This is a genomic window from Paraliobacillus quinghaiensis (assembly GCF_003426025.1).
Classification (GTDB): Bacteria; Bacillota; Bacilli; order Bacillales; family Amphibacillaceae; genus Paraliobacillus_A; species Paraliobacillus_A quinghaiensis.
Genome location: NZ_QJSH01000028.1, coordinates 18,890 through 35,727, shown reverse-complemented (window position 1 = coordinate 35,727; position 16,838 = coordinate 18,890). Strand labels below are relative to the sequence as shown.

The 16,838-nt window shown below is 35.3% G+C and carries 15 protein-coding genes, 1 riboswitch and 1 other annotated feature; of the genes, 5 read left to right on the top strand and 10 right to left on the bottom strand.

Annotated features, from left to right (window positions below; translation table 11 throughout):
• Positions 1-417: 417 nt before the first annotated feature.
• Positions 418-807, bottom strand: coding sequence for an IDEAL domain-containing protein (locus D2K40_RS14060; RefSeq protein ID WP_117156973.1), 390 nt, complete (start codon positions 805-807; stop codon positions 418-420).
• Between the two features lie 305 nt (positions 808-1,112).
• Positions 1,113-1,300, top strand: a riboswitch (Lysine riboswitch).
• Between the two features lie 184 nt (positions 1,301-1,484).
• On the opposite strand from D2K40_RS14060, the gene dapA reads away from it, so the two are divergent.
• The gene (gene dapA, locus D2K40_RS14055) at positions 1,485-2,372 is read left to right on the top strand and encodes a 4-hydroxy-tetrahydrodipicolinate synthase (RefSeq protein ID WP_117156972.1); all 888 of its coding nucleotides are present in this window, start codon (positions 1,485-1,487) and stop codon (positions 2,370-2,372) included.
• Positions 2,373-2,414: 42 nt separating this feature from the next.
• Here dapA and D2K40_RS14050 read toward each other — a convergent pair whose 3' ends face one another.
• Positions 2,415-3,281: a CvfB family protein gene (locus D2K40_RS14050; RefSeq protein WP_117156971.1), complete on the bottom strand. Its 867-nt coding sequence runs from the start codon at positions 3,279-3,281 to the stop codon at positions 2,415-2,417.
• A gap of 101 nt (positions 3,282-3,382) precedes the next feature.
• On the opposite strand from D2K40_RS14050, the gene D2K40_RS14045 reads away from it, so the two are divergent.
• From D2K40_RS14045 to D2K40_RS14030, 4 genes are all read left to right on the top strand, one after another.
• Positions 3,383-3,823, top strand: a complete 441-nt coding sequence (locus D2K40_RS14045) for a YaiI/YqxD family protein (protein ID WP_117156970.1) — start codon at positions 3,383-3,385, stop codon at positions 3,821-3,823.
• 112 nt (positions 3,824-3,935) lie between these two features.
• A complete protein-coding gene (locus D2K40_RS14040; RefSeq protein WP_117156969.1) occupies positions 3,936-4,706 on the top strand; it encodes an ABC transporter ATP-binding protein in 771 nt (256 codons plus the stop codon).
• Positions 4,706-5,455, top strand: coding sequence for an ABC transporter permease (locus D2K40_RS14035; RefSeq protein ID WP_117156968.1), 750 nt, complete (start codon positions 4,706-4,708; stop codon positions 5,453-5,455). The genes D2K40_RS14040 and D2K40_RS14035 overlap by 1 nt, the downstream gene beginning before the upstream one ends.
• Before the next feature lie 20 nt (positions 5,456-5,475).
• A complete protein-coding gene (locus tag D2K40_RS14030) occupies positions 5,476-6,471 on the top strand; it encodes an aliphatic sulfonate ABC transporter substrate-binding protein (RefSeq protein WP_117156967.1) in 996 nt (331 codons plus the stop codon).
• A gap of 166 nt (positions 6,472-6,637) precedes the next feature.
• On the opposite strand, the gene D2K40_RS16455 is transcribed toward D2K40_RS14030, so the two are convergent.
• From D2K40_RS16455 to D2K40_RS13995, 8 genes are all read right to left on the bottom strand, one after another.
• Entirely contained in the window at positions 6,638-6,778 is a 141-nt protein-coding gene (locus D2K40_RS16455; protein ID WP_162879228.1) for a hypothetical protein, read from the bottom strand.
• Positions 6,779-6,884: 106 nt separating this feature from the next.
• Positions 6,885-7,805 carry a cysteine synthase A gene (gene cysK / locus D2K40_RS14025; protein WP_117156966.1) on the bottom strand — a complete coding sequence of 307 codons (921 nt, stop codon included), beginning with the start codon at positions 7,803-7,805 and terminating at the stop codon, positions 6,885-6,887.
• 181 nt (positions 7,806-7,986) lie between these two features.
• Positions 7,987-9,246 carry a threonine ammonia-lyase IlvA gene (gene ilvA / locus D2K40_RS14020; protein ID WP_117156965.1) on the bottom strand — a complete coding sequence of 420 codons (1,260 nt, stop codon included), beginning with the start codon at positions 9,244-9,246 and terminating at the stop codon, positions 7,987-7,989.
• A gap of 323 nt (positions 9,247-9,569) precedes the next feature.
• Positions 9,570-10,496, bottom strand: coding sequence for a manganese-dependent inorganic pyrophosphatase (locus D2K40_RS14015; protein ID WP_117156964.1), 927 nt, complete (start codon positions 10,494-10,496; stop codon positions 9,570-9,572).
• Between the two features lie 114 nt (positions 10,497-10,610).
• Positions 10,611-11,855 carry a glutamate-5-semialdehyde dehydrogenase gene (locus tag D2K40_RS14010; RefSeq protein WP_117156963.1) on the bottom strand — a complete coding sequence of 415 codons (1,245 nt, stop codon included), beginning with the start codon at positions 11,853-11,855 and terminating at the stop codon, positions 10,611-10,613.
• 2 nt (positions 11,856-11,857) lie between these two features.
• Positions 11,858-12,973 carry a glutamate 5-kinase gene (proB, locus tag D2K40_RS14005; protein ID WP_117156962.1) on the bottom strand — a complete coding sequence of 372 codons (1,116 nt, stop codon included), beginning with the start codon at positions 12,971-12,973 and terminating at the stop codon, positions 11,858-11,860.
• A 79-nt stretch (positions 12,974-13,052) separates the two neighbouring features.
• Positions 13,053-13,268 (bottom strand) — a binding site (T-box leader).
• 162 nt (positions 13,269-13,430) lie between these two features.
• Positions 13,431-14,504 (bottom strand): branched-chain amino acid aminotransferase, encoded by a 1,074-nt coding sequence (locus D2K40_RS14000; RefSeq protein WP_117156961.1) that lies wholly within the window; start codon positions 14,502-14,504, stop codon positions 13,431-13,433.
• An 836-nt stretch (positions 14,505-15,340) separates the two neighbouring features.
• Positions 15,341-16,834 (bottom strand): glutamate synthase subunit beta, encoded by a 1,494-nt coding sequence (locus D2K40_RS13995; protein ID WP_117156960.1) that lies wholly within the window; start codon positions 16,832-16,834, stop codon positions 15,341-15,343.
• Between the last annotated feature and the right edge of the window lie 4 nt (positions 16,835-16,838).

Below are 16,838 nucleotides of genomic sequence, written 5' to 3'. Positions count from 1 at the left end.
GGGATTTTGTGTCCGGCTTCCTTCAGATTCTATCTCACGATAGACACCCTTGCCTTTCACTAACAGTTCCTACTGCCAAGTCTGTGGTGGACTTTCACCACCTAGTTATAACTCATGCCGGGCGCACGATCCACTTAGTAAAGCGACTTGTGCTTTACTAAGTTAGCTAAGGCCGTGCCCGTGGAAAGGGAAAGCCTTTGCTTCCGGAGCAGGTTAGTAATAGTAACTTACGGTTACTATTTATTGCAATTTTTAAATCAAGTCCAATATTTACAAGCAACAATGTTTACGAACAGAGTCTTTTATCATTCATCTTCAAATCTTATAAAAGCTCTTAACCCCTGGTACATCAACGTAAAACTTTCCTACAAGATAAAAAAGACACCTTATCTATAGAAAAGGCGTCTAATATATTTGTTAACTTGAACGGTAATCTTGTTGTGTTGGGTTTGATTTTGAGTTATATGGTTGAACATATGCTTGTTTTTTTGTGTTTTTAACTGAATTTAATTCTTTTGTTAATTCAAAGAACCATGCTTCATCTTTTGTCTCTAATGCAATGTCAATCAACTGACGTAATTGTTTTTCAGTTTTGGGTCCTGGAGCATCTAATTTATTTATTTTCATCTGATTAATTTGAATACTATGCCCCATCAGCATCTTGTTATCACTCGTTACTACTTTTAATTGAATAACATTGTGATCTAATGCATTTTTTTCAACAAACCCATGAATTAGCTCACCCTTACTTGATTTTGCGCGAACCCAATCTCCAACTTGCACTTCGTTTGTTTGATTTATTTCCATGCATTTTCACCACCTTATTATAATAAAGAACTTAACTCTTAACTCAATGAATAACTTAACTTATTGATCTAATAACTGAAAAGTCAGATTATTCTAATAGTTAATCTTTATTGTATTCATAAACATATAAATTGTCAATAACTTAACTTATTCCCTTGTACATATTTCTTTACCTTTCAAGAAAATGTTCAAACATTTCATTAGCATACAATTAAATTTAAAAATATTTTTATCTTCCATTGCAACAGCATTATTGATTTGATATAGTGGACTCAAGATAATAACTTTACTTCAATAACTATTGAAGTGAGCATAGAGGTGCAAAGATCATAAGTACGTTACATGAAGCTAATGAGTGCTAGTGATTGTAATGGAAAGGGAGATTTGCCGAAGTGAACCAAGAACTCATTATCTTGTTTCACTGGTGCTGTATTTAATAAATCCAGTGCTGTCATATAGCTAATTGTTTGCTATATGGAGGGCTATCTCACGCATCATAATGAACTTATTCATGATGCAGCAACGAGCCCTTCGTTGCTGTTTTTTGTTGTTTTTAGGCCTTAAAGCTATTGTGTGGTTGGCTATAAAAATTATGCATTATGATGAGATACCCTCTATTCATCCTTGTAAACAAAAGGGTTATTCGTACTAAAATTTAGTGAATAGAGGTGGAGACCATGCAATTTGGTCGTTTATTAACAGCAGTAGTAACCCCGTTTGATCATAACGGAAACATCGATTATGTTAAAACAGAAAGATTAATTTATCATCTGATTACAAATGGTACCGATGGTCTAGTCATAACTGGTACAACTGGAGAGTCACCTACATTAACAAAAGAAGAAAAACTTGCGTTTATGCAGTTCGTTGTAAAGTATGTAAACAATAGAGTGCCAGTAATTGCAGGTACAGGATCAAACAACACACATGAGTCAATTGCATTAACGAAACAAGCTGAAACAATTGGTGTTGACGGTGTTATGCTTGTAACCCCATACTACAATAAACCTTCACAAGAAGGTATGTACCAACACTTTAGCGCAATTGCTAATGCTACCACACTTCCGGTTATGCTATATAACATACCAGGTCGTAGTGTTGTAGGATTAACAACTGAGACAATTATTCGATTGTCTCAAGTAGACAATATTACATCGATTAAAGAAGCAAGTGCAGATTTAGAAGCTATGACTACAATTATTCGCGAAACAGATGATAATTTTCATTTGTATAGTGGAGATGATGGTCTAACATTACCTATTTTAGCTATTGGTGGTTATGGCATTGTCTCTGTTTCATCTCATATAATTGGTAATGAAATGCAAGCAATGATTCAACACCATATTAATGGAGAGCCAAGAAAAGCTGCAGAATTGCATCAAAATATTATGCCTATTATGAAAACTTTATTTATGGCACCAAACCCAACAGCTGTAAAAGAAGCGCTTGGCATACTAGGTGTAGATGTTGGTTCAGTTCGCTTACCTCTAATACCATTAAATCAAGAAGAAAGAACGCGATTAGAGCAAACATTGTATTTCATGAAGAAAACACACGCTGGTTAAGAAAAATGCCCAAGTTCACAAATCATGAGCTTGGGCATTTTCTTAATCTATTTTGTCATATAGATACGTCTTTCCATCCTTCTGTACTACTTTCTTTTCCTTCATTAATTTTCCTAGTGCTCTTTTAAAAGCCGCTTTACTAATATAGAAAGTAGATTTAATATCCTCTGGATCACTCTTATCACTATAAGGAATAAAGCCACCTTTGTTTTCTATAAACTCTAGTATCATCTGGGCATCTGAAATGCGTGCTTCTTTCTTTTTAGGAAGTAATGAAATGTTAAGGGTGCCGTCCTCCTTCACCTTAATAACACGCCCTTCAACCCATTCACCAAGTCTCGGCTCTTCCTTACGTTCACTATGATGAATAAATCCTCGATAGCCTTCTTCAGTAATAATAACAGCACCTTCTCGATCCGTTCTAAATACTCTTCCATTAATAGGTTTGCTTAGCAATTCTTCTGGTGCCTTGTCCCAATTGTCGCCAAAATCTGCTTCAGTAACAGGATTGGCTAACAACCTTCCCTTTTTATCTGTCGTTAATACAACATAAAGTTGATCGCCAACTTCTGGCCAAACTGACTGATATAGAGGAAGATCATCTTTTGAGACTAATGTATGTTTTGTTGTACCGATATCAACAAATACCCCTAAGTTTCTAACCACCTCTGTTACCTCTGCCCAATCAAACACATCTTCACGAACAGACGGAATAGCTGTCGTTGCAATTAAAACACCTTTCTTATCGTGATACAAAAATACTTCTAATTTATCTTCTGCTTCTACTCCTTCTTTTGCTTCATTTGTATGTAGTAACACTTCTTCTGTGCCATCCGTTAATACATAACCTGTTTCAATTTTTCGAGCTACTTTTAATTCTATAACTTGCCCTGCCTTTAATAATCCCATTCTTTGCCTTCTTCCTTAAATAAATTCTTCTATTATATTATAACCGATCCCCTTCTCTGGTAAAATAGAATTGAGCGAACAATTACGAAAAAGGTGATTTTATGAAAATTTATGTCGACGCAGACGCATGTCCTGTGAAAGATATTATTATTTCAGAAGGGACATTGCGTAACATCCCAATATTTCTTGTTAAAAGCTATGCACATTATAGCCTGCAAGATGATCCAGATGGTGTAACAACTATCTATGTAGACGCTGATAAAGAAGCGGCAGATTACCGCATTTTATCAATGACAACAAGTAAAGATCTTGTTATTACCCAAGATTATGGCTTAGCTTCTTTAGCATTAGAAAAAAATTGTACCGTTATTCATCATAAGGGTTTTAGGTATACAACAGAAAATATTGATCTTTTATTGGAAACGCGTTACCAAAGCGCTCAAGCTCGTAAAAGCGGTCTAAGAACAAAAGGCCCTAAGGCATTTACCAATGCAGACCGAACTAAATTTCAGACTTTCCTTCAAGATATTTTAAGTAAATAATTGATTAAATATTATTTTTAGGCGATCAACTGTTGACAATAAACAGTTGATCGATTAAAGTTATTTTAATCCCGATTAAATCAATATGAATAATGTATAAGGTGTGAATATAATGTTTTTAACAATAAATGATTTAAATAAACAATTTATCGATCAAAATGATATAACAAATACAGTCTTACAAGATATAAACTTGAATGTTGAGCAAGGAGAATTTATCTCTATTCTTGGCCCTTCAGGATGTGGTAAATCAACTTTACTCTCAATAGTTGCTGGATTAACCTCTGCAACTAGTGGACAGATTAATGTTGACGGGCATTCAATATCAAAACCTGGAAAAGATCGTGGTGTGGTTTTTCAAGAGCCTGCTCTATTCCCTTGGTTAACAGTTAAAGAGAATGTAATTTTTCCATTAAAAAAAGAGATGTCAAAGAGTGAAGCAATTACTCACGCTAAAAAGTATTTAAAAATGGTTCAATTAACGAATTACCTCGATCATTACCCACATGAGCTTTCTGGTGGAATGCAACAACGAGTAGCAATAGCGAGAGCATTAGCAATGGATCCTACCCTACTATTAATGGATGAACCATTTGGAGCATTAGATGAACAAACCCGCTCACGCTTACACACACAATTAGAATCGATCTGGCGTGATACTAAAAAAACAATCTTATTTGTTACACATAGTATTACTGAATCTATTAAACTGTCAGATCGCATTATTGTAATGGGAACACAACCTGGTGTTATTTTAACAGACATCAAGGTAGATATTCCTAGACCAAGAGAAGATCACAAGCAGGAAATGATTGAAATTGAGGAACATGTTATGCAATACCTTAAAAAAGAAATTGATAAAGTCGTAAGTGGGGAGTTATAATGAAGCCTATTTTTAAAAGAATTTTGTTTTTTGTTATATTAATTGGTTTTTGGAGCCTAGGTTCAGCACTTGAATGGTGGTCAGAAATAATTTTCCCTTCTCCCCTAAGCGTATGGCAATCTTTCGTTTCAGGAATAGAAGATAAAACTTTAATTTATGGCTTAATTGCAAGTTTTAGACGTTTAGCAATTGGTTTAAGTATTTCTCTTTTACTAGGTACTAGTATTGGAATATTAATTGCGAAGTCAAAAACCGCTGATGATACAATCGGTTCCATTTTATTAGCTTTACAAAGTGTACCAAGTATTGTTTGGTTACCTTTAGCAATTATGTGGTTTGGTTTAAATGAAAAAGCAGTTATTTTTATTGTTATTTTAGGTGGGACATTTGTGATGGCCTTAAATATACGAACTGGGATTAAGAATGTTCCCCCATTATATATAAAAGCAGCACGAACAATGGGGGCAGGTGGGATTGATTTATTCAGACGAGTGATTTTTCCCGCATCAATCCCTCACGTTGTAACTGGATCAAGACTTGCATGGGCATTTGCATGGCGCGCACTAATGGCTGGGGAACTATTAAGTACTGGCCCTGGTCTTGGTTACACGCTCCGATACGCATCAGACTTTGGTGATATGAGCTTAGTTATTTGTGTAATGATTATTATTGGTGTTATTGGGGCAATTGTAGATCAATTAATCTTCCAACGTATTGAAAAAAATGTTGCAAAGCGTTGGGGACTTTAAAAAATAAGGGGGAAAAAGCAATGAAGAAAAATGTATTTATTAGTATTTTACTTGTTGGGTTACTAGGGGTCTTAGCTGCTTGCGGCAGTTCTTCAGCCTCTTCAACAGATGGAGAAAGAACAATTACACTAGGTTATTTTCCAAATATTAATCACGTTCCAGCAATGGTTGCTAAGGCAGAAGGATATTATCAAGAGCAACTTGGAGACAATATCACAATTGAATATAAAACATTTCCAGACGGATCATCATTTATGACCGCACTAAAAACAGGTGAAATTGAAGCTGGATTAGTTGGACCAGGACCAGCAATGAACCACTATACTACTGGAACAGACGTAAAAATTATTGCGGGAGGATCAACTGGTGGTACTGTTGTTTTAGCAAGAGACGGTAGTGGTATTGAAACAGTTGAGGATATTGCAGGAAAAACATTCATTACACCACGTGTTGGTTGCACACATGATGTCCAATTTGAAACGTATATGAAAGAAGCAGGGATTACTTCAAATAGAACTGGTGGGTCAATGTCACAAGCAACTGGTAAACCAGCTCAATACGAAGCATTATTTGAGTCAGGTGAAATTGATGTTGCTGTAGCACCCGAACCATGGGCATCAGTCCTACACCAAGAAGCAGGAGCACATGTTATTATTGGAGCAGATGAAGTTTCATTTGGTCAAACACTACCAGCATCTGTCCTTGTTACTTCTGGTGATATGGTCGAACAAGATTCTGAAATGATTCAACAGATTGTTGATGCTCATAAACAAGCGATCACATTTATCAATGAAAATCCAGAAGAAGCAAAAGAAATCACTATTACAGATATTGAAGAAGAAACAGGTCAAGCATTAAGTAAAGAAGTTATCGATGGTGCTTGGGGAAATATCGGATTCACTTACGAAGTCAATGCTAATGAAGTGCAAGCATTTGGTGATTCTTCATATGACCTTAAGTTCCTTAAAGAACAACCAGATTTCTCAGATCTAATTGATACACAATTTATCGACTAATAGAGTTAAAAACGCGATCTTTGACTAGATCGCGTTTTTTATTGGTTGAAAATGTATGTTTGATCGAATAAACATGTTTTTTGATTGAATAAAGTGAATTTTTGATTGAATAACTACAAATTTTAATCGAATTGCACAAAAATTTGATCCAACTTACTTCCTATTCTTATTCCTGCTCTTCAACAATAATTGCCAATCGACTTTGATGCCATCTTTTGGCGGTATCTTCAGGTACTTCATATACTTTATCTGCACGTAATAATTCACCGTTATATCGCGTTTGAACAAGCATCTTAACTTTAACCATTTTTTCTTTTCCCCTTTTTGAAAAACTTCTTTATTATATCATATCCAATGCTTGATCTATTGCATGTTTACCGCAGGCCAGATCAAACAATTCACTTATTCAATAATTATTCATCAAATAAATTCATACTTAAGTACCGCTCACCCGTATCAGGTGCAATGCATACAACCTTTTTACCTTTTCCAAGTCGTTTAGCTACATCAATAGCTGCATACACTGCAGCACCACCTGATGGACCTATAAAAATACCTTCTTTAGTACCCATTTGTTTAAACATGGAGATAGCATCTTCATCAGCTATAGGCATAATTTCATTATAAATTGATGTGTTTAGTATATCAGGAATAAAACCAGGGCTCGTACCAACTAGTTTATGCTTTCCTGGTTTACCTCCAGATAATACTGGTGAACCTTTAGGCTCCACTACAGTTATAAATAAATCTGGTAACCACTCTTTCAAGGCCTCTCCGGTGCCTGTGATCGTTCCACCTGTTCCTGCGGTTGCAACGAATGCATCCAACTTTCCATCCATTTGTTCATAGATCTCTTTTGCCGTTGTTACGCGGTGCACATTTGGATTTGCCAGATTTTCAAACTGTTGTGGCATAAAACTATTTTTAATTTCTTCATGTAACGCTTTTGCTTTTTTTATTGCTCCTGGCATTTTCTGATCACTTGGTGTTAATACTACTTCTGCACCATAAGCCTTTAGAATGTTAATTCGTTCCTTTGTCATATTGTCAGGCATAACAAGGATTGCTTTATAACCCTTGGCAGCAGCAGTCATTGCTAGACCAATTCCTGTATTACCACTTGTCGGCTCAATAATTGTGGCACCAGGTTGAATTAGACCTTCTTCTTCTGCGACTTTAATCATGTTATAAGCTGCTCGATCTTTAACACTTTTAGAAGGGTTAAACATCTCTAGTTTTACATATACATCTGCCGCATCTTCTGGAACAAGTCGATTTAATTTTACAATTGGAGTATCTCCGATTAATTCTGTTATATTATTTACAACACGCATATGAATCAAAATCCTTTCAATTAATAAATTCTGATCTATTTACTATGATTTATATTATACCAACAGGTGCATTAATTCGCCAACTTTGTGTTTAATTTGAATAGAAAACCGATAAAAAAATCTAATTAATTTCTATGGAGATAGAAATTAATTAGATTCATTACTTGCTTAGGAAAAACAATCAAATCAACAAATGAAATAAGTCCTGATCTTTATTTATTTCAATATAGGAAAATCCGTTTTCTTCCATTCTTTCGATTAATGATTGATAATCTTTCTTCTCTTTTAATTCCACGCCTACTAATACCGGTCCTTTATCTCGATTGTTCTTTTTTGTATACTCAAAACGTGTAATATCATCCGTTTCACCAAGGACTTCATCTAAAAATTCTCTAAGTGCACCTGCACGCTGTGGGAAGTTGACAATGAAGTAGTGTTTATATCCTTCATAGATCATTGATCTTTCCTTGATGTCTTGCATCCGGTCAACATCATTATTACCACCACTTACAATACAGACAACATTCTTCCCTTTAATTTCATCTTTATAGTAGTCTAAAGCAGCAACAGGCATCGCTCCGGCTGGCTCTGCAACAATAGCATTATCATTATATAAGTTTAATAATGTTGTACATACTTTACCCTCAGGGACTACTGCAATATCATCAATTACTTCTTTAGCTATTTCAAAGGTTATGTTACCTACTTGCTGCACACTAGCTCCGTCCACAAATTTGTCGACATGATCTAATTTTACAACCTTTTTTTGTTGCAATGATTGCTGCATTGATGGCGCACCTGAAGGTTCTACACCAATAATTTGTGTGTGTGGACTGATGTTCTTAATGTATGATCCTACCCCAGAAATTAAACCTCCACCACCAACAGACATAAACATATGTGAAATTGGCTCTTCCATAGCATCAAGTACTTCTAATCCAATAGTACCTTGCCCGACAATTGTTCGGTAGTCATCAAATGGATGAATAAAGGACATATCATATTCATCACAATATGTTTTTGCTTCTTGATAGGCATCATCAAAAGTATCGCCAACTAATACCACATCAACATATGAATTACCAAAAAAAGCTACTCGATTCACCTTTTGTCTTGGTGTTGTTGTTGGCATGAATATTTTTCCCTTTACCCCTAATGCTTTACAAGAATATGCTACACCTTGGGCATGATTTCCCGCACTAGCACAAACCACTCCATTTTTTAACTCTTCTTTTGTTAAGCCTTGCATCAAATTATAAGCGCCTCTAATTTTAAACGAACGTACTTCTTGCAAATCTTCACGTTTTAGATAAACATTACACTGATACTTTTCGGAAAGGATTGCGTCCTTTTGTAAAGGCGTTTTCCGCACCACATCTTTTAACATTTGTTGTGCAATGATTATATCTTTGATTTGAATTGTGTTTACTTTTGTACTCATAATTCTAGGATCCTTCCTGAAAAAAATAATTAGATTTATATTACCATATTCAGAGTAATTAGAAAACTAAGCGAGATTATACTTTAATTGCTTTTAAGTGCTTGTTCAAAAAGGAGGATAAAAAAGATCAAGAAGTTCGAGGCGGCGAAGTTTTGAGTAGCGCAATGTATGCTTTTAATACATGAGCAACGGAAAAACAAGCCAACAAAGAAATTCGATGTGTCATTTTTACCGGACTTTTTGAACACCCTCTTTAATAAGAAAAGGCAACTATTCCTATACTATAGCTGCCTTTTCTATCTTTTAAAAGTTTGTAATAAGTCTTAGCTAAGTGCTTCTGTTATATTTGGAACGATCTGTTTTTTACGAGAAACTACACCTTTTAGTAAGGCTTGATTATTTTCCAATGATACATCAAAAGCTTTCTCTACGCTATTTGCCATCTTACCAAGTGACACAATAACAGAATCATTGTTAAGTATGTCAGTAACGACAAAAACAAATAAATCTAATCCTTTTTCGTTTATTGTTTTATTGATTACTTGTTCAATTTCAGCTTGGTTAACTAATACATCAGCTGTGTCCACTGTGTTAACTTGTGCAACCTCAACCTTGTAAGTGCTCATTTGAAATTCTTTAGCATCAAGTGAGATTAGTTCTTCTGTAGTTTTTTTACTTAGATCCGCACCTGCTTTAAGCATTTCAAGACCATATGTATGCAGGTCAATTCCTGCAATTTCTGCAAGTTCCTTTGCTGCTTGTACATCTTCATCTGTGCATGTTGGTGATTTAAACAACAGCGAATCAGAAATGATTGCAGAAACCATTAAGCCAGCAATCTCTTTTGGAATTGTAATATTTTTTTCTTTAAATAATTTGTTTAAAATCGTTGCAGTACAACCTACAGGTTCTGCTCGATAATACAATGGATCATTCGTTTCAAAGTTTGCAATTCTATGGTGATCAATTACTTCTTTAATTTGTACTTTATCAATATCATCTACACTTTGTTGGCGTTCATTGTGATCAACCAAAATAACAGTGTCTACCTCATTACTAACTGTTGCAACTTCTCTAGGTGCATCTACTTTAAAATAATCTAATGCATACTTCGTTTCATCGTTTGCTGCACCTAATCTTACTGCTTCAACATCTTCACCAATTTGCTGCTTTAAATATGCGTATGCAATTGCTGAATTAATCGTATCTGTATCTGGGTTTTTGTGTCCGAATATTAGTGATTTAGTCATTCTTTTCTCTCCTTGTAAAAATAAATAATTATTTGTTCTTGATTCTTGATATGCGCTCTCAATATACAAGCCATATACTATTGTAACGTAAAAACATGAATCTTTCACCCAAAATTATTTAATTTGTCCATCACCATATAATCTATATTTCGTAGATGTTAGTGCCTTTAAGCCCATTGGACCGCGTGCATGTAACTTTTGTGTACTAATTCCAATTTCTGCACCAAAGCCAAATTCAAAACCATCTGTAAACCGAGTAGATGCATTGTGATAGACGCAAGCTGCATCTACTTGATTCATAAAGGAAACAATATGATCGTTATTTTCTGATAAAATTGCTTCTGAGTGTTTAGTACCATAGTGGTTTATATGCGTAATTGCTTCTTCCACATTATTTACTGTTTTTATCGCTACTATTTTATCTAAATATTCAGTATGCCAATCCTCTTCTGTTGCTAATGGTATTTCCTTACGCATTTCCACAACTTTATCATCCGCTCGCATTGCAACATCATGATCATAAAGTGCATTAATTAATTGGTCACCATATTCTTCTAACCACTTACTATGCACAACAATCGTTTCAATTGCATTACAAACAGAAGGCCGTTGTGTTTTTGCATTAATCGCAATTTCAATACTCATATCTGGGTCAGCAGTCTCATCAATAAACAAGTGACAATTGCCTGCACCAGTCTCTAAAACTGGAACTGAAGACTTACTAACAACCGTATCGATTAAGTTTTTACTGCCTCTAGGTATCAATACATCTAAATAGTCATTTAAGCGAAACATCTTTTCAGCGGTTTCCCTGCTAGTGTCTTCTATTAATTGCACTGCGTTTACTGGTAAGCTGGATTTTTCTAATGCAGATTGAATAACCTTTACAATTGCTTTATTAGAATGGATTGCAGAGGAACTGCCGCGCAATAAAACAGCATTACCTGTTTTTAAACATAGACTAGCTGCATCTACAGTTACATTTGGTCTCGCTTCATAAATAATACCAATAACACCAATTGGCACGACAACTTGCTTTATCTTTAGGCCATTAGGTCTTTCCCAATCATCTGCAACTGTTCCAATTGGATCTTCCAATTCGACTAATTGTTTAAGTGCGGTAGACATATCATTAATCCGCTGTTCGTCTAAGCGCAATCGATCGATAATTGAATCATTCATTCTCTTTTCTTTTGCAGATTCAATATCCAGCTTATTTTCTTTGACTATAAACGCTTGTTGCTTGATTAGTTCAGAAGCTATCAATTCTAGTGCGTCATTTTTTTCTTCTGTTGTTGCATTGGCTAATGTTATCGTCGTCTCTTTCGCTTGTTTAGCAACTTCTATTATATCGTACATTTTTATACCCCCTGTAATGTTAAAACTAGTTTATTACGATGAATAACTTCAGGACGCTTTCGATTTGTAACGCGCATAGCATCCTCACTACTCATTCCTTTAACTTGTTCAAGTTCAGTAGATGAGTAGTTTACTTGACCTTTTGCAATTACATTTTCTTGATAAATTATTTCAACTACATCATCACATTCAAAAGACTTATTAACTTCCTTAATACCTGCAGGTAAGAGGCTTTTACCTTTTGAAATAATAGCTTTCTGTGCACCATAATCAACCTCAATTTGACCACAAACCTGTGAATGAAAAGCTATCCACTGTTTTTGTTTGCGAATGTGATGCGTCTGATGGTTGCCAATATATGTACCGTCGCCTTTTTCAGTTAAAATTTCTAAGAACTTCTCTTTTCCAGCACCAAGTCCTACAAAAGAATTAACACCCAACGATAAAGCAGTTTGGGCTGCTAGTAATTTTGATTTCATCCCTCCTGTGCCTACTTTCGAACTTGAAAGTTCGCTTGTTTGCTTGATCAAATCATCTGATATGAAATCAAGGTAATCATATTTCTTTGCAGTTAAATCTTTATTTGGATTTGCATCATATATTCCATTAATATCTGTTAGCATGATTAAATAATCCGCATTTACTAAACCACTTACTAGAGCAGAAAGCATGTCATTATCACCAAAAGTTAGTTCATCAATTGCAACAGAATCATTTTCATTAATTATTGGTACAACAGAGCGTTTTAATAATTCATTGATTGTTTGATACACATTACTAAATTGTTCCTGATTTACGAATGCATCACGGGTTAATAACAATTGGGCACATACAATACCATACGAATTAAATGCGTCATTATATGCTTCAATAAGCAATCCTTGCCCAACAGCTGCGGCTGCTTGTTTACCAGACACTGTTACTGGTTTACTTGAATAACCTAAATCTCTAAACCCTGCTGACACCGCCCCAGATGAGATAAGGATGACTTCCATCCCTTCATTCACTAATACTGCAATAGCATCAGCATGTTCTTTTAGCTTTGTCAAACTAAGACTACCATCTTTTTCTGTTAATGAACTACTTCCTATTTTAACAACTACTCTTTTCTTTGCCATTACTAATCGCCTTCTTTATTAATATTTACTTAACCTCTTTATAAATAAAAAAACTCTTTCCATCCGTTACATAATCAATGTAAAGGACGGAAAAAGTTTTTTCCGCGGTACCACCTTGTATTGACAAGTATATAAACTTGCCCACCTCTCCTATAACGCCAGGTTGCGGTTAAGCTTTAACTTAACAACTCCAAGGTAGGTTCAATAGTGTCAATTTATGCAGGGATCTTTCAGCCAATGAATCCCATTCTCTCTCATACGACAACTATTTACTCGTCCTCTTCTTCATTTTAATAACTATGTAATTACATCATATTATGCTGCAGCATCTCACAAATGTCAACCTGTTTTGTCAGAAAAATCAGATTTGTTTTATGTTCTTTTATTATTTACTATTTTGTTAGAATAATTTAAACTAATTCGGAAACAAAAAGCACCCAATTTGGGTGCTTTTTGATTAATCTAACTTACTAATCCAGTTGAAAGGATCTTCTTTAACTCCATATTGAATGCCAGTCAGCGTATCATATAATCGTTTAGCAATTTCACCTGTTTTGCCATTATTTATTGTCACTGTTTCATCTTTCCATGCTAATTGACCAATCGGTGAAATAACTGCTGCTGTACCTGATCCAAAAGCTTCTTCCAGTTTTCCTGCTTTGTATGCTTGATAGACTTCTTCAATTGATATTTTACGTTGTGATACTGGTATGTTCCAATATTTCAGCAATTGAAGAACAGAGTTTCTTGTTACACCTTCCAAAATACTTCCGTTTAACTCTGGTGTTACAATTTCACCATCAATTTTGAAGAATACGTTCATACTACCTACTTCTTCTACATACTTTTTTTCTAACCCATCCAGCCAAAGGACTTGCGCATAACCTTTTTCAGCAACAGTTTTTTGTGCCTTTAAACTAGAAGCGTAGTTTCCTGCTGTCTTTGCTTCACCAGTACCACCTTTAACAGCACGAACAAACTCATTTTCAACCGCGATTTTTATCGGATTAATACCTTCTTTATAATAAGCGCCTACTGGAGACAAAATAACCATAAATTTGTACCTTTTAGATGGTGCAACGCCTAGATAAGGTTGTGTGGAAATAATAAACGGTCGAATATATAATGATGTACCTGGTGCACTTGGAATCCAATCTTTATCTACTTTAACAAGTTGCTTAATAGCCTCTAGTGCGAACTCTTCATCAATCGAAGGAATACACATACGTTCATTTGATCGATTCAAACGCTCCATATTTTTTTCTGGACGGAAAAGATTCACATCTCCTTGATCTGTTAGGTATGCTTTCATTCCTTCAAATACTGTCTGGCCATAATGCAAGACCATAGTTGCTGGATCTAACGAAATTGGTTGATAGGGTACAATCCTTGGATCAAACCATCCTTTTTCTTCTTCATAATCTAATATAAACATGTGGTCAGTAAACGTACGACCAAAAACTAGCTGATCAGACGCGGGTTTTTCTTTTTTTGTTGTTGCTTTTGTTATAGAAATTGCTTCTTGTGTCATATTTTTTGTCTCCTTGCTTGATATATTATGAACAGATAGATATTATACCTATTTTATTACTAATTGGTCAGATTAAACAACCTATTTAAATTAAAAAGATTGAAACTGTTCCCAAAAAACGACTGATTTCTATTGATTTTCCCTTTATCCCCATCTTATATTCGCTTTTTTATTTACTTTGATTCAACATAGCATTAAAATTAAAGCTTTTTCCAATAGATTGTTGCTCATGACATAATTCGTATAAAGTGCACATTAAGTCTTTATTTTTCTGACTCGCTTCTCAATTGAAATTGACTCCCTTTCCGCAGGCACGGCCTCAACTAATTTTTAGAAGAAGAGCACTTCAAAAAATGGATTTTCGGCCCGTGGGACTGCGATTACTCGCCCCATCCGAAACATTCGCTGTTCCTGCTGGAGTGTCGCCAATTTCATTTGATAAGCTATATAGTGTAAAAATAAATAACAATTTATTACTTAGAAAAGCACAGACATGTCAATGCGTTTTTATGCCTAATAGATTTTCACAAAGAATTGCGCTAACTAGTGAAGGAAACAAAGGCTTGACACTCCTTGAAAATACAAACCGATTTTCTGCGTGCGCTGTTAGTTCATTGAAGTATTCCTCGTCCCATTAATAAACCCTGCTCACGGAAAGTGCATCCATTTGGTGACAGCGAGTTAGTAACTTTACGTTACTAGATAATCCGCATTTTATATCAAGTCCGATTATTTAAAAGCAACAACATTTACGAAAAAATCCTAAATTAAAATAAAAGAATTATTAAAAAGATCACTATGGCCATTAGCAACTAATCGCCAAGTGATCTTTTCAATTACACAGCTAGTGTTGTAGGTAGACTTGTTGCACCCATTAGATAGTGGTCTACTGCATAAGCTACTTCGCGACCTTCGTTAATTGCCCAAACAATTAAACTTGGGCCTCTTCTAGCATCTCCAGCAGCAAATACACCTTCAACATTTGTTGCAAACTCACCATAAGCTGCATCGATTTTCTGTCTATTCGTTTTCACTCCAAACTGTTCTAATAGCGGATGTTCAGGTCCTTCAAACCCAATTGCAATAACTACCAGTTCAGCCGGCCAGATTTTCTCTGTACCAGGATTCTCTTCATAAACAAACATACCATTCTCATCTCTTGTTTTCACCATTTCAATTGTATGCAATTCTTTTAGTTTACCAGTTTCGTCAGTAACAAATTTCTTTGTTTGGATCGAATATTCACGAACATCCTCACCAAATTTTTCTTTCGCTTCTTTATGTGCATATTCTAAGCTAAAGACTTGTGGATACTCTGGCCACATGTTATCAGATGTACGCTTTAAAGGTAGTGCTGGATTGATCGCAAATTGTGAGATTGAGTTAGCACCTTGACGTAATGCTGTTGCAACACAGTCCGCACCTGTATCACCACCACCAATAACAATGACATCTTTTCCTTCTGCATCTAGCGTGTCTGGTACTTCTTTGTTATCAAGAACATTTTTTGTTGCTGCAGTTAGGAAGTCCATTGCTAAATGAGCACCAACAGCTTCTCGACCCTCAACAATTAAATCTCGAGCTTTTTGTGCACCTGTACAAACAATAACTGAATCATACTGTTCTTTTAACTCATCCGCAGTAATATCTTCTCCAACTTCAGTATTTAAGACAAACTTAATTCCCTCTTGTTCTAACAATTGAATACGACGATTTACAACGTCTTTATCCAGTTTCATATTTGGAATGCCATAAGTCAATAAACCACCTGCTCGGTCAGAACGTTCGTATATTGTAACTTGATGACCTACTTGATTTAATTGATCAGCTGCAGCCATACCAGAAGGTCCTGAACCAATAATTGCAACTGTTTTACCTGTACGTTTATCTGGAATACGTGGCGTAATCCACCCGTTCTCAAACCCTTTATCAATAATAGATTGCTCTATGTTTTTGATAGATACAGCTGGTTCTGAAATAGCAACTGTACAAGATCCTTCACACGGCGCTGGACAAACACGACCAGTAAATTCAGGAAAGTTATTTGTTTTCAATAAGCGTTCTAATGCTTCTTTCCATTTACCTTTATAAACCAAATCATTCCACTCTGGTATTAAATTATAAACTGGACAACCAGATGTAGCTCCGCCTATGTCCATTCCAATGTGACAAAACGGTATACTACAATCCATACATCTTGCACCTTGCCTCGATAATACTTCATCAGTGAAAGGAGCAGAATATTCTTTCCAATCTTTTACCCGTTCTATCGGATCACGATCAACTGCTTCTTCCCGCTCATATTCAATAAAACCTGTTGTCTTACCCATATTC

What these genes read in the sequence shown, in the direction of transcription:
- D2K40_RS14060 (WP_117156973.1), bottom strand. Translation starts at nt 807, where the DNA reads ATGGAAATAAATCAAACAAACGAAGTGCAAGTTGGAGATTGGGTTCGC.
- dapA (WP_117156972.1), top strand. Translation starts at nt 1,485, where the DNA reads ATGCAATTTGGTCGTTTATTAACAGCAGTAGTAACCCCGTTTGATCAT.
- D2K40_RS14050 (WP_117156971.1), bottom strand. Translation starts at nt 3,281, where the DNA reads ATGGGATTATTAAAGGCAGGGCAAGTTATAGAATTAAAAGTAGCTCGA.
- D2K40_RS14045 (WP_117156970.1), top strand. Translation starts at nt 3,383, where the DNA reads ATGAAAATTTATGTCGACGCAGACGCATGTCCTGTGAAAGATATTATT.
- D2K40_RS14040 (WP_117156969.1), top strand. Translation starts at nt 3,936, where the DNA reads ATGTTTTTAACAATAAATGATTTAAATAAACAATTTATCGATCAAAAT.
- D2K40_RS14035 (WP_117156968.1), top strand. Translation starts at nt 4,706, where the DNA reads ATGAAGCCTATTTTTAAAAGAATTTTGTTTTTTGTTATATTAATTGGT.
- D2K40_RS14030 (WP_117156967.1), top strand. Translation starts at nt 5,476, where the DNA reads ATGAAGAAAAATGTATTTATTAGTATTTTACTTGTTGGGTTACTAGGG.
- D2K40_RS16455 (WP_162879228.1), bottom strand. Translation starts at nt 6,778, where the DNA reads ATGGTTAAAGTTAAGATGCTTGTTCAAACGCGATATAACGGTGAATTA.
- cysK (WP_117156966.1), bottom strand. Translation starts at nt 7,805, where the DNA reads ATGCGTGTTGTAAATAATATAACAGAATTAATCGGAGATACTCCAATT.
- ilvA (WP_117156965.1), bottom strand. Translation starts at nt 9,246, where the DNA reads ATGAGTACAAAAGTAAACACAATTCAAATCAAAGATATAATCATTGCA.
- D2K40_RS14015 (WP_117156964.1), bottom strand. Translation starts at nt 10,496, where the DNA reads ATGACTAAATCACTAATATTCGGACACAAAAACCCAGATACAGATACG.
- D2K40_RS14010 (WP_117156963.1), bottom strand. Translation starts at nt 11,855, where the DNA reads ATGTACGATATAATAGAAGTTGCTAAACAAGCGAAAGAGACGACGATA.
- proB (WP_117156962.1), bottom strand. Translation starts at nt 12,973, where the DNA reads ATGGCAAAGAAAAGAGTAGTTGTTAAAATAGGAAGTAGTTCATTAACA.
- D2K40_RS14000 (WP_117156961.1), bottom strand. Translation starts at nt 14,504, where the DNA reads ATGACACAAGAAGCAATTTCTATAACAAAAGCAACAACAAAAAAAGAA.
- D2K40_RS13995 (WP_117156960.1), bottom strand. Translation starts at nt 16,834, where the DNA reads ATGGGTAAGACAACAGGTTTTATTGAATATGAGCGGGAAGAAGCAGTT.